18 protein-coding genes and 1 other RNA gene are annotated in these 12,860 nt (G+C 32.9%); 17 read left to right on the forward strand and 2 right to left on the reverse strand.

The genetic code is table 11. The features are described from left to right. Window positions 1–194: 194 nt before the first annotated feature. From KA814_RS13035 to ssrA, 6 genes are all read left to right on the forward strand, one after another. The gene (locus KA814_RS13035) at window positions 195–656 is read left to right on the forward strand and encodes a hypothetical protein (RefSeq protein WP_046207454.1); all 462 of its coding nucleotides are present in this window, start codon (window positions 195–197) and stop codon (window positions 654–656) included. A 68-nt stretch (window positions 657–724) separates the two neighbouring features. Next, window positions 725–958 carry a preprotein translocase subunit SecG gene (gene secG, locus KA814_RS13040; RefSeq protein WP_019469442.1) on the forward strand — a complete coding sequence of 78 codons (234 nt, stop codon included), beginning with the start codon at window positions 725–727 and terminating at the stop codon, window positions 956–958. Window positions 959–1,098: 140 nt separating this feature from the next. Continuing rightward, window positions 1,099–1,839, forward strand: a complete 741-nt coding sequence (locus KA814_RS13045) for an alpha/beta hydrolase (RefSeq protein ID WP_046207455.1) — start codon at window positions 1,099–1,101, stop codon at window positions 1,837–1,839. Window positions 1,840–1,874: 35 nt separating this feature from the next. Continuing rightward, window positions 1,875–4,247: a ribonuclease R gene (rnr, locus tag KA814_RS13050; RefSeq protein WP_046207456.1), complete on the forward strand. Its 2,373-nt coding sequence runs from the start codon at window positions 1,875–1,877 to the stop codon at window positions 4,245–4,247. Window positions 4,248–4,269: 22 nt separating this feature from the next. Beyond that, entirely contained in the window at window positions 4,270–4,734 is a 465-nt protein-coding gene (gene smpB / locus KA814_RS13055; RefSeq protein WP_046207457.1) for an SsrA-binding protein SmpB, read from the forward strand. 99 nt (window positions 4,735–4,833) lie between these two features. Then, window positions 4,834–5,193, forward strand: a transfer-messenger RNA (tmRNA) gene (gene ssrA / locus KA814_RS13060). 107 nt (window positions 5,194–5,300) lie between these two features. Here the strand turns inward: ssrA and KA814_RS13065 are convergent. After that, window positions 5,301–6,407, reverse strand: a complete 1,107-nt coding sequence (locus tag KA814_RS13065; RefSeq protein ID WP_210122774.1) for a tyrosine-type recombinase/integrase — start codon at window positions 6,405–6,407, stop codon at window positions 5,301–5,303. A 10-nt stretch (window positions 6,408–6,417) separates the two neighbouring features. Then, a complete protein-coding gene (locus tag KA814_RS13070) occupies window positions 6,418–7,218 on the reverse strand; it encodes a helix-turn-helix domain-containing protein (protein ID WP_204173227.1) in 801 nt (266 codons plus the stop codon). A 153-nt stretch (window positions 7,219–7,371) separates the two neighbouring features. Between KA814_RS13070 and KA814_RS13075 the strand changes: the two genes are divergently transcribed. From KA814_RS13075 to KA814_RS13125, 11 genes are all read left to right on the forward strand, one after another. Continuing rightward, window positions 7,372–7,590 (forward strand): helix-turn-helix transcriptional regulator, encoded by a 219-nt coding sequence (locus KA814_RS13075; protein ID WP_204173226.1) that lies wholly within the window; start codon window positions 7,372–7,374, stop codon window positions 7,588–7,590. 15 nt (window positions 7,591–7,605) lie between these two features. Further along, entirely contained in the window at window positions 7,606–7,785 is a 180-nt protein-coding gene (locus KA814_RS13080; protein WP_204173225.1) for a hypothetical protein, read from the forward strand. Window position 7,786: 1 nt separating this feature from the next. Beyond that, the gene (locus KA814_RS13085) at window positions 7,787–8,023 is read left to right on the forward strand and encodes a hypothetical protein (protein WP_204173224.1); all 237 of its coding nucleotides are present in this window, start codon (window positions 7,787–7,789) and stop codon (window positions 8,021–8,023) included. After that, window positions 8,020–8,217: a TscA family type II toxin-antitoxin system antitoxin gene (locus KA814_RS13090; protein ID WP_204173223.1), complete on the forward strand. Its 198-nt coding sequence runs from the start codon at window positions 8,020–8,022 to the stop codon at window positions 8,215–8,217. Before KA814_RS13085 ends, KA814_RS13090 begins: the two co-directional genes overlap by 4 nt. A 1-nt stretch (window position 8,218) precedes the next feature. Beyond that, window positions 8,219–8,521, forward strand: a complete 303-nt coding sequence (tscT, locus tag KA814_RS13095) for a type II toxin-antitoxin system toxin TscT (RefSeq protein WP_204173222.1) — start codon at window positions 8,219–8,221, stop codon at window positions 8,519–8,521. Window positions 8,522–8,581: 60 nt separating this feature from the next. Beyond that, complete coding sequence (locus tag KA814_RS13100) at window positions 8,582–10,213, forward strand: phage resistance protein (RefSeq protein ID WP_210122775.1); 1,632 nt, start codon at window positions 8,582–8,584, stop codon at window positions 10,211–10,213. Between the two features lie 158 nt (window positions 10,214–10,371). Beyond that, window positions 10,372–11,175: a bifunctional DNA primase/polymerase gene (locus KA814_RS13105; RefSeq protein ID WP_204173217.1), complete on the forward strand. Its 804-nt coding sequence runs from the start codon at window positions 10,372–10,374 to the stop codon at window positions 11,173–11,175. Beyond that, a complete protein-coding gene (locus tag KA814_RS13110) occupies window positions 11,162–11,437 on the forward strand; it encodes a pathogenicity island protein (protein ID WP_204173218.1) in 276 nt (91 codons plus the stop codon). The genes KA814_RS13105 and KA814_RS13110 overlap by 14 nt, the downstream gene beginning before the upstream one ends. Before the next feature lie 5 nt (window positions 11,438–11,442). Beyond that, complete coding sequence (locus tag KA814_RS13115) at window positions 11,443–11,895, forward strand: hypothetical protein (protein ID WP_210122776.1); 453 nt, start codon at window positions 11,443–11,445, stop codon at window positions 11,893–11,895. A gap of 12 nt (window positions 11,896–11,907) precedes the next feature. After that, on the forward strand, window positions 11,908–12,117 hold the full coding sequence (locus KA814_RS13120) for a hypothetical protein (protein ID WP_019469467.1): 210 nt from the start codon (window positions 11,908–11,910) through the stop codon (window positions 12,115–12,117). Then, window positions 12,077–12,715, forward strand: coding sequence for an HAD family hydrolase (locus KA814_RS13125; protein WP_210122777.1), 639 nt, complete (start codon window positions 12,077–12,079; stop codon window positions 12,713–12,715). The genes KA814_RS13120 and KA814_RS13125 overlap by 41 nt, the downstream gene beginning before the upstream one ends. Window positions 12,716–12,860 lie beyond the last annotated feature (145 nt).

A 12,860-nucleotide genomic window follows, 5' to 3' on the forward strand; every position in this document is an offset into this window, starting at 1 on the left:
AAAAAACCATACGCTATGCGTATGGTGCAGTTAGGTTATTGCGATACCTGTCGATTTCAGTTATGATGACCAATTGTGTCAGAGAAACATACATATTAATGAAATACAAGATTTACATTGTTTAATTTGTTCATCTTTGTTTGTGAAACTGATATAATTAATAGTGTAAATTATAGAAGGAGCATTGACTGATTATGAAGGCACAACCTAAAACAAAAGAAATTCGAACAGGTCATTTTCTTGCATACACTTCACTAATTATAGCAATACTTTATGCGATTCATTTATTCGTTATTTTAGACGATAGTGTAATAAAACAAATGTTAATAAATAGTAGACAAAAGCCTTCTGAAAACGCAATTGGTGTGATAAAAAACAGTTTCCAATTTACAGGTATCATGTATGTGATTGCTAATTTAACAGGGATTATTGCGATTTGGAATAGGCATACTTATTTGTGGTGGTTTATGTTTGCAGTATTCACTTCACAAATTTTATATAATTTAGTTAATATCAATGCGGTTTATGAAGCGATATTAGATACAAAATCAATGATTAATATCTTACCGTTAACAATTGTATTGATCATGTCACTTATTTTAGCGATATATATGTTGGTTGTTTCAATTAAACGTAAAAGCACTTTTAATAGATAGAAGTTTGCTAAATAAGATAAACGTGTGATATAATGCGGTTCGTATATAATGAATGGAGGACAATTTTTATGCATACATTTTTCATGATCATTTTAATTTTAGATTGTATTGCATTAGTGACTGTTGTATTACTCCAAGAAGGTAAAAGTAATGGACTATCAGGTGCGATAAGCGGTGGCGCTGAACAGTTATTTGGTAAACAAAAACAACGTGGCGTTGATTTATTCTTGCATAGATTAACAATTGTATTGTCTGTCATTTTCTTCTTGTTAATGTTAGGCATAAGTTATTTTGGTTTATAAGGTCCGACAATGTAAAAGTCGGGCTTTTTTATTTATAATGGAAGTATTCGACTTTTAAATGATTCGAAGTAGGGAATATATTTTGAGTACAACTGATATCATAATTATTTTAATAGCTTGGATGAAGGGATTGAGTCACAATGCAAATTAGATTACCAGAACCATTCTTTTTTGAAGAAGGTAATCGTGCCGTATTACTTTTACATGGTTTTACAGGGAATTCTTCAGATGTAAGACAGTTAGGTAGATTCTTACAAAAAAAGGGTTACACTTCTTATGCACCACAATATGATGGTCATGCAGCACCACCAGAAGAGATACTGCAATCTAGTCCATTTGCATGGTATAAAGATGCAATAGATGGATACGAATTCCTTGTTGATAAAGGATATGATGAAATTGTGGTTGCTGGCTTATCACTGGGTGGTTGTTATGCATTAAAAATAAGCTTAGATAGAGATGTAAAGGGTATTATAACAATGTGTTCACCTATGCATATAAAGACTGAAGGTGCAATGTTTGATGGTGTCTTAACGTATGCGCGTAATTTCAAAAAATACGAAGGCAAAGATGAAGCGACAATAGAAAAAGAAATGGATGCGTTTCATCCAACAGATACGTTAAAAGATCTACAAGGTCAGATTCAAAGTATACGTAATCAAGTAGACGAGGTAATGGATCCGCTACTTGTTATCCAAGGTGAGCAAGATCAAATGATTAATACCGACTCTGCTAATATTATATACAATGACAGCGAGTCTGATGATAAAGAAATTAAATGGTATGCGAATTCAGGACATGTCATTACAATTGATAAAGAAAAAGAAAAAGTTTTTGAAGATATATACCAATTCTTAGAATCATTAGATTGGTCCAAATAAATTTTTAGTATTTAATTATAGAAAGGAGGGGCATAATGAATTTAAAGCAATCCATAGAAGAAATTATTAAGCAACCAGATTATGAACCCATGTCTGTATCAGATTTTCAAGATGCATTAGGTTTAAATAGTGCCGACTCATTTAGAGACTTAATCAAGGTACTTGTTGAATTAGAACAAACAGGATTAATTCAACGTACGAAGACAGACAGATACCAACGTAAGGAATCTAAAAAATCAAAACAATCGAAATTAATACAAGGTACGCTTAGTCAAAATAAAAAAGGCTTTGCATTCTTACGTCCTGAAGACGATGAGATGGATGATGTCTTTATCCCACCTACAAAGATTAATCGTGCAATGGATGGAGATACTGTACTTGTCGAATTACAAAACTCTAAAGGTGAACATAAAGGTAAGCTGGAAGGTGAAGTAAAATCAATCGAAAAACACTCCGTTACCCAAGTGGTGGGCACGTACAGTGAAGCTCGACATTTTGGATTTGTCTTACCAGATGATAAACGCATTATGCAAGATGTGTTTATACCTAAAGGTCATAATTTAGGTGCGATAGATGGGCATAAAGTATTAGTACAAATCACGAAATATGCGGACGGTACCGATAACCCAGAAGGCCAAGTTTCAGCAATTTTAGGTCATAAAAATGATCCAGGTGTCGACATTTTGTCGATTATCTATCAACATGGTATTGAAATAGAATTTCCAGATAAGGTATTAGAAGAAGCTGAAGCTGTACCAGATGAAATCAAACCATCTGAAATCGAAGGACGTCGTGATTTAAGAAATGAGCTAACTATTACAATTGATGGCGCAGACGCTAAAGACTTAGATGACGCAATTAGTGTCAAGAAGTTAGATAATGGTCATACACAATTGACAGTGAGTATCGCTGATGTCAGTTATTATGTAACGGAAGGATCAGCACTAAATGAAGAAGCATACGACCGTGCAACAAGTGTATATTTAGTTGACCGAGTAATTCCAATGATACCTCATCGACTTAGTAACGGTATTTGTTCATTGAATCCACAAGTAGATAGGCTAACTTTAAGTTGCCAGATGGAATTAGATGAACGTGGTCATGTGGTTAATCATGAAATCTTTGATAGTGTGATTCATTCAAATTATCGTATGACATACGATGAAGTGAATGAAATTATTACAGATCAAAATGAAGATACGCGCAAACAATATAACGAAGTTACACCAATGCTTGATTTAGCTAAAGACTTGTCTGAACGTTTAATCAACATGCGTAAACGCCGTGGTGAAATTGACTTCGATATCAGTGAAGCCAAAGTACTTGTCAATGATGAAGGCATTCCAACAGACGTAGAATTAAGAAAACGCGGTGAAGGTGAACGTCTCATCGAATCGTTTATGTTAGCAGCCAACGAAACGATAGCAGAACATTTCGATCGATTAAATGTACCATTTATATATCGTGTACACGAGCAACCAAAATCAGAACGTTTACGCCAATTCTTTGATTTTATTACTAACTTTGGTTTAATGATTAAAGGTACTGGCGAAGAAGTACATCCATCAACTTTACAAAAAATTCAACAAGAAGTAGAAGGTCAACCAGAGCAAATGGTCATTTCTACTATGATGTTACGTTCAATGCAACAAGCACGTTACGATGATGTGAATCTAGGTCACTTCGGCCTGTCAGCAGAACACTATACACACTTCACATCACCGATTCGGAGATATCCAGATTTAATCGTGCATAGACTTATTCGTAAATATCTTATTGATAAAACAATGGATGATAAAACACTTAATAAATGGGAAGAAGCATTACCAGAAATTGCTGATCATACATCTCAAAGAGAACGTAGAGCGATCGAAGCAGAACGTGACACCGATGAATTGAAGAAAGCAGAATATATGGTTCAACATATCGGAGAAGAATATGAAGGTATCATCAGCTCTGTAGCTAATTTTGGTATGTTTATCGAATTGCCAAATACAATCGAAGGTATGGTACATGTATCAGAGATGACCGACGATTATTATCACTTCGATGAACGTCAAATGGCAATGATTGGAGAACGCCAAGCTAAAGTCTTCCGCATTGGTGATCCAGTTAAAATCAAAGTTGTTAACGTAGATGTTGATGAGCGTATGATCGATTTCCAAATTGTCGGTATGCCATTACCGAAAAAAGAGCGTAGTCCAAGACCTTCACGTGGTAAGACGATTCAAGCGAAGCCACGCGGTCAATCATTAGATAACTCAAATAATGATAAAAAAGGCAAGAAGAAACAACGAAAAGGTAAAAACCAACGCAATAAAAACAAACAAGCAAGTGGTAATACCAAACACAAGCCATTTTACAAAGATAAAAAAGTGAAAAATAAAGCTCGTAAGAAGAAAAAATAATTCAACAAAGAGGTGAAACTCAATGCCAAAGAAAAAATCACCAGGAACATTAGCTGAAAATCGTAAGGCAAGACATGATTTTAATATAGAAGATACGATTGAAGCGGGCATTGTGTTGAAAGGGACAGAAATTAAGTCCATTCGTCGTGGCAGTGCAAACCTTAAAGATAGCTATGCGCAAGTAAATCGTGGCGAAATGTTTTTAAATAATATGCACATTGCCCCATATGAAGAAGGAAATCGATTTAACCATGACCCACGTCGTTCACGCAAATTACTATTACACAAACGTGAAATAGCAAAATTAGGAGAACGTACTAGAGAAATTGGTTATTCCATCATTCCTTTAAAACTCTATTTAAAACACGGTCAATGCAAAGTTTTACTTGGTGTTGCAAGAGGTAAGAAAAAACATGATAAACGTCAGGCATTGAAAGAAAAAGCAATGAAACGTGACGTAGATAGAGCGCTTAAAGCGCGTTATTAAGCGAAAATATTGCCAAAGACTTCGATCTTTGGTAATATAATATGTGCTTTCTGAAAAAGATAGATGATTAAATCTGCAGAAAGTACATTATATTATTAAGGGGACGTTTTTGGATTCGACAGGGGTCCCCGAGCTAGTTAAGCGTGTCGGAGGGTTGTCTCCGCACCAACACACACAGTTAAAAATTAACTGACAAATCAAACAATAATTTCGCAGTAGCTGCCTAATAGCACTCTGCATCGCCTAACTGCATTTCCTATGTGCAGTTAACGCGATTCAACCTTAATAGGATACGCTAGGCACTGCCGTTCGAAGTCTGCCTAGAAGAGATTAATCGAACTAGCATAATGTCGGCTGTCTATCACCTAACATTATGCGAAATACCTTGATAGACTACACACGTAGAAAGATTAGTATCAGGACCTCTGGACGCGGGTTCGAATCCCGCCGTCTCCATATTTGAGCCTTCAACCCATGTGGTTGTAGGCTTTTTGTTTTTGTTGCCCCAATATTGCCCCAGTTTTGCCCCAAGCATATAAAAAGGTTGTCCCGAAATCAGGACAACCTCATAAATATTTTATAATTTCTTTTTGAGTAGAAGGGTACAAATGACCATAACGTGATGTGACTTCTTCAGTAGAGGTATGACCTAAACGTTGTGCTACTATCATAGGACTTGCACCATGATTAATGAGCATTGATGCATGAGAATGTCTCAACTCGTGAATCACAATACGTGGGAATGTTTCACCTTCAGGCAATTCATCATCTAATATTTTAAGAGTGTTATTGAACCATCTATCAATCGTACCTTCACTAAACGCTTTAAAAAATGTTCCAAATAGTACATAATTAGATTTGTAAACATTATTATCTTTATACCAATTTAAATATTCTTGTAATTCGTCCATCATGTGAGTTGGCATATAAATATCACGTATGGACGCTTTTGTTTTAGGGGCTGTCACGATACCATGATAGTCCGTTTTGTTTATATGGATAAATGCATCATCAAAGTTAATATCGTCCCATGTGAGCGCTCTAATTTCGCCTTTACGTGCGCCACTATAGAATAATAACTTGAAAAATAGTTTTTGTTGGATTGTAGATAATGCATCGTAGAATTGATTGAATTGATCTAACGTCCAATAATTTAACCGTTTCTGTGTCTCTATTTCAAAATTACCGACTAATGATGCAACATTTTGCTTTAGATTATGATACTTCATAGCATGGTTAAGTATAGATACCAAGAACACATGCATCTTTTTCAAATATTCTCCTGAATGAGCTTCTTTCATCTTCTTATTCTGAAATTTCATCACATCTTGTGTGGTCATGTTGAATACGTCCATTGCTTTAAAATAGGGTACTAAATGATTATTTGCATGTGTCTTTAATGCTTTCACACTTGATGCCTTACGACGTGCAGAATACCATTCAATATATTCTTCCACTAGCTTATCAAAAGGCAATTGATTAATCTTGCCGATACCTTCTATTTCGTCCATATAAGCGTTACATGCCTTCACAGCTTCTTTACGTTGTTTATATCCAGTGCGTTTAATTTCTTTGCGTTCTCCCGTTTTTTCATAGTATTTGATACGAAAGTAATATGTGTCACGTTTAGCATCTTTATAAATGTTGTGTGACAGTTTTAAATCGTGTTGCATGGTTATTCACCTACTTATTTCTATTAGATATAATTATATGTTCTCCGTATTCATAATTGTAATCACTTTTATTATTTAATCTTTCCAAATCTTCTAACAGTTCTTTGTTTAAGTTAATTTTTAAATCATTTGGTAAATCTACGAAAATTGACATGAAAAAGTTTGGAGATATCTCTAAACCTTTTAAATAAGATGATAGCCGTAAAGTATTTAGAGGAAAAGAATGAGTATTTAATAATTCTTTAAAGAGTGAATTTTCATATTGTAGAATTTTATCTATAAAATAAAAATTTACAATTTTTCTTATTATGATTTCATCAAAGGCAACATCAAAAACACGTTTGAATTCGTTTGATAATGCACTTTTTTCTATATTTACATCAACAAAAATATTGTTGCTTCCAGTTATATCAGTCAAGATTCTATAAGGAATATATTCTCTCTTTTCAATTCCATCTTCTATAAAAGAACAATCTAACACTTTAAATGAATGTTGTGAGTGATTATTATCGTTCATTATTTCAATTTCTCTTTTTATTTTTACGTTGTCCTGCATAGAAGGAAAATGACCTTTGGCAGTTTTAATACCAGTTACATTTATTGATACATAGTCGAATATGTTTTTAAATAAGTTATTAATATCAACATTAAGTGCTTTTGTAATTTTTTCTATTGTTTCAAATTGTATACCTTGACTTTTGCCATTGATTAGAAGGCTTAGTGAGTTTCTAGATATTCCCGTCATCTCGTGCAATTGGCTAATATTTATTTTTTTTTGCTTCATTACTTTTTTTAATTCGAATTTAATCATTATTAACACCTCTTTCAAAATAATAACATGTATACGTGTTATTTAGAATAATAAACATAATATAACGTTGACAAAACTTTAATAACAAGTATATAATACAATTATAATTAAAAATAACATATAAACATGTTAAAAATTAAGGAGGAAAACAAAATGACAAATTTAGCATATCCGATGTTATACATCGCAAGACGTGAGAAAGGTGATACTCAAAAAGCAGTTGCGAAGAAACTTAGCATTTCGCCACAACGCTATCAGCTCAAAGAATCGGGAAAGGCAAACTTTACATTACCAGAAGCAAAGATATTAAGTGATCTATACGACATGCCTATCGATGAATTATTCAGTAATTCAATCAAAGTAGGACAATAGGAGGTGAATACAAATATGAAATTATTCGCAACACTTATCACAGCAAGCTCATTGACATCATCAGTGATAGGTCTAGTAACGCAAGATATATTTAATAGTTTTGCTTTATACACGCCACTAGCTGTTTTGTCATGGGCATTATCAGAATGGTTTAACGATAGAAAAATTAGAAAACAATTGTTGGAGGTTGAGTAATATGACGAAAGATGAATATATTGGGCAAACAGAAAAAATGCATCATATTTTAGGTCAAAGTGACTATGCAAATGAATTGATGAAATGGTTAGTAGATTACTGCAATTCAAAACCACTTGATGAAGAAATCAGCGAAGATTTGGGAGAACTACTATTCAATTTAAATAACAAGTTATTTATTGATTTAAATGATTTAAAAATGCAAATGAAACAAATTAGAGAGGGAGTTATAAAATGAATCAAACACAATTAGAGGTATTATGCGATATTCTAAACACATTTGAAGCAGTCATTGATAATAAGCAAACAGAATACAAGCATAAGGTAAAAGAAGGTAAGCATGAATGGGTTGAAATAAAAAATCGTGAAGAACATTTGGAAGCAATGATGGAATGGGCAATGCAAAAACTAGGGAGTATGGAGGTTAAGTAAAATGAACTGGAATGAGAAAGATTTAATATGTGAATTTGAATTATTGAAGGATAAAATGGCTGATGTTGTAACAGCACACGTGTGGCATGGTGATGAAATGTTCACTAAAAGAGATTTAACAACTAAAGATGAAAGAATGCGTTATGCAATAGGTTATAACGAATCTCGCATACAACATGAACATACAACTGAGTTGATGCTGGCATATTTAAAACAATTCGATAAACTAATCGAAGATTTTAAAGTATTAGACATAGAAAAAGCGTCCCGTGAGAACTTTGACGAGGAATCACGAAACGCATAGAACGGATATTTAACAAAAAATATCTACTTAAAATACTAACATATATGAAAGGTTGATTGTATGGACGAAACAACACTTTATAAACAACATTTTGAATTTCATTCAAATTTAGATTATATCAATACAACAAGTTTATCAAGAATCAAGGAGATTAGTAAGCGAATAAATTTCGCTTCTATCTCTAGTGATAAACAAGTCTTTAATAATAAAGGTAATTTATATCATCGTGAAAAGCATGATATCGGTGATTACATTAATAACCTTACTTTAGATTATATCATAATTCCTAAAGAAATTGGAGTTATTTATGGAATTGTAAATACTAAAATTACAGAAAATGATAATGGTGAAGAGGAAAAGAAGGCAAGTTTCAAAGCAGATGCGTTCAACAATTATGCGAGATTTATTGCAGATCTCATATCAGATAAAGTGATTTATTCAGATGAATTAGATGCATTTTTAATAGTCAAAAGTAACACATATGAAGTAATAGACGACACAAATTTTGCCTTAAATTATCCAGTCGATAATAAGCATCAGATAAACGATTTTTTAGATGTGATGCTTGAAATGTACCGTGAACACCTAAATGTAGAACATGGTTACAATATCCTCCCTTATACCATCGCAGGTAATGATTGGATATACGATTGTAAAAACTTAGAGTTTAGGAAGAAAACACTTAATTCAGATGAATTATACGCTAAAAAATACGAGGTTAATGCGTCAGAGATTGATACAGACACACCTAAACGCTTCTATAATCTAGTTACCGAAAGTGATAAGAGTAAAAATAATTTAATGTTAGTACATGCTTATGCTATGTATCGCAAAATGAATCTCATACAAGCAGAAAAATGGTTTTTAATGAAAGACTTCGGACGTTCAGGTAAAGGGTTATTCATGACAACATTTGATGAATTGTTACAAGTTAATAAAGTAAACTTTGACAGCTTAATTTCAGGTGGATTTGAAGCATCTAACGAATGGATGAATTTTTACGGTGCAGATATTGCACATGCCAACGAAACAGGTGAAATCACAAAAAGTATGATGCGTATATTAAGAAAAATTGCGACTGGTGAAGTGATTTCGGGTCGTGGCATTGGTAGAAACGCATTCACATTCAAAAATAAATCCTTATTAGTTCTAGATACAAATGAAAGTGTTGATACAGGGGAAATTACAGCAAACACGACACGTACAATTAAGATTTCACTTAAAGATAGACCACTTAACGAAACAGATGAAGAACGTTATCAAATATTCAAGCCATATTGGGATTTCGTGCAACCAAACGGTAAAAAGTCAGTAGCAGCTGCAGTTTCATTCTTGATTGCAAGTTTAGAATATCTGAAAGAAATTGGCCAAGAATTTAATTTTAATGATGTGACACTTAAACACTACTTTAGTGAAGATGAATTGACTGAAACACAAGTTTCTTTATTGAAAGCATTATCTAGGCAAAATTTCATATTTGCTGGTGATGAAACATTACAAAAGTTAATTGAACAAGATTATAAAAGTTTACGCTACAAACAAGCTAAAGATGACATGAAAAAAATTGGTATCAGTCTTAATAATCAAAAAAAGATAGATGGTGTAAATACAAGGATTCATGAAGTAGGCAACACAGAACTATTCAATATGGCGTTAAATTTAATCAATAATAAGAGTTACCGTAACTCTTAGGTAACTCTTATAGTAACTCTTAAAACGTTGCAATAACAGTCGGTAACTCTTGTAACGCTAATTTCTATATCGTTTTTTATAAATGAAATTATCTTTTACTACTATAGAGAAAATAAGGGTTACAAGCGTTACTGTAACTCTTAATTAGGAGGTATTCAATGACAGGTTACCATGTAGCAAAATATTTATTAAAAAAGAATATTCAAGTTATACCTTTGAATCAGCATAAAAAACCTAGTGTTACTTTTGCAGATATAGATGTTATAGATGATTTCATTGAATATCATTCAAGTTTATATCATCAAACGCATGTATTAGGTGTACTTACACGTGGTCTATGGTGTATCGATATTGATGTAGATCATAGTAAAGATAAAAACGGTTTTGAAAGTTTAAAGATGATTCCTTTTTATGAAGAAATTGTTGCTAATGCACAAAATACATTGGTACAAACAACGCCTAGTGGTGGAAAGCACATAATATTCAAGAAACGTGATGACGTTGAATATGGTCAAAAAATAGATTACTTACCATCAGTAGATATAAAGGCACATGATAACAACTATTTTGTGTTAGCGAATAGTCAAACACGTAAGGGAATTTATAAACACAATAACAAAGATGTAACGGAATATAATGGAGATTTTGAAAATCGTATATTTTCTAAACGTGGTAATTACACACAACAAGTATTAGAGCCATATTCCATGAAACAAGTGCTATCAGACCACAGTTTTGACCATTTAGGTGCTGGCAAAGGTGGATTAGGTAAACAAGCATATCAACGTATTGTAAATGGTGAAAGCGAATATAGGAATGATGATTTATATAAAGCAGCAAGCTATGCGAAGCAATGTAACATCGACATTGAACCATTGCGTATATTGATTGGGGATAATAAAAACGGTGATGTTTTTGATGAGAGAAGTTGGGAGGCGACTGTAAGAAGTGCAGGCTACTAATATTGAAGTAAATTATGATGAACAAGCTAAAAAAATAGGGTTAATCGTTGGCATACCAGAAGAAGTGTATTTTTGCACAATCAGTAGAGTATCAGCAGTTTATGTTGAATACATTGATGAAAAATGGGTGGTGTGGCGTGAAAGTTATGTACCTAATACTAATAGACGTACCAGTTATAAATTGATTGCTCATGGTGGTTTTGAATTAGTAATGGCACGTACTAAAAATTACTTGGGATATATTAAAAAGAATAGAGGATGAAGAAAATGATCTATAAGAAATCATTCAAATTAAATAATAAGAAACTCAATTTTAATGATATTAAGAATTTAGAAATTGCTAATAAACCTATTTGTCACATCTATAAAACACAGGGCAAGTATCAGTATTTAGAAATTGATTTCATAACATGTGATTGGTGTTTGTCGAGTTTAGGACAGGCAAAGCTGCAATCAAGGTTAAATACTGAATCAATTTTCTTGTGGTTAAGAGGGTACAATTTGAAACTCAACTATAACAGTGTAGGGCATATGACAATATATTTACGTGGTGATCATTTAGCGATTAATTATTTACTAGATGAAATTAATAAACTCACTGTAGATGCTAAATATTGGCAGAAATACAGAGATGGTAAACGTATGTTAGAAATTGATAGAAGTAGTCACTATGTTATGCCGACCCACCATATAAAAGGTAATACACAGAAAATAAGTTAGGGGAGTGTTTCCATGAATCACAAACGGATAGCACATCAGATTCTAGCGCGTTTACCTACCCATGTGAACAATGTATCTGTTAGGTATATTGATTCACTGGTAAGGCAATATGCTAGAAATAAGAAAGATTTTAGTGCAATAAAGCGAATAATAAATCAAAAACGAAAGAAGGCATTTAATTATGGTAAAAACAGTACAAGACAATACAACCAATATCTTTGATAATCAAATCTATGATAAGGGTGTTAAGGCAAAAGAGGTTAAACAGAAGTACCATCAGCTAACAAATCGTATTAAACAGATTAATAGTAAAATTACACATTATCAAAATAATGATGAATTTGCAGAAGCAACAAAATTAAAAAGTCTACAATCAGATTTAGAACAAGAATTAATCGAAGTCGACGAACAACTTAACTCATCAGATTATAAAGTAACTGAAGAAGAATTTGACCAGTTCTATAAGGCATACAACAAAGAAATGACAGGATTTAAGGATGAACATCAAAAACTAGCGAAAGAGATGCAGGATAAACTGCAAGATGTTGTGAAAGTGTATCGTAAAATGATTGAGAATAAAAATGAGGCTGGTCGTCGTATATCTCGTGAACGTTATGTTAAGCAAGAGAAAAATAATCCTGGTAACATTCACAACCAGTATAAAGGCCAAATGCTAGACCATGAAATCAATTTAGGTGATGGCAACAAGTACGACGAACAAACGACTCCTAGAGGCTATGCATGGCAACTGGAGAAAGCATTAGATACCGTTTCTCGTGATGAGTTCCAAAAATATCATTATGGCAAGAAACAATGGTAAGGATGTGAGTATATGCTAACGACAATCAAACAATCAGATAATAACGTTAAATATAATAAACAAAAGAATCGAATTACAGTACAAGCACTTACGACAGATAAACCTGTAGAGATGGGAACGACCAAAACAGTAGATCCTAACTATC

The sequence above is a fragment of the Staphylococcus sp. GDY8P196P genome, assembly GCF_017891705.1.
In the GTDB taxonomy this organism is placed as follows: domain Bacteria; phylum Bacillota; class Bacilli; order Staphylococcales; family Staphylococcaceae; genus Staphylococcus; species Staphylococcus ureilyticus.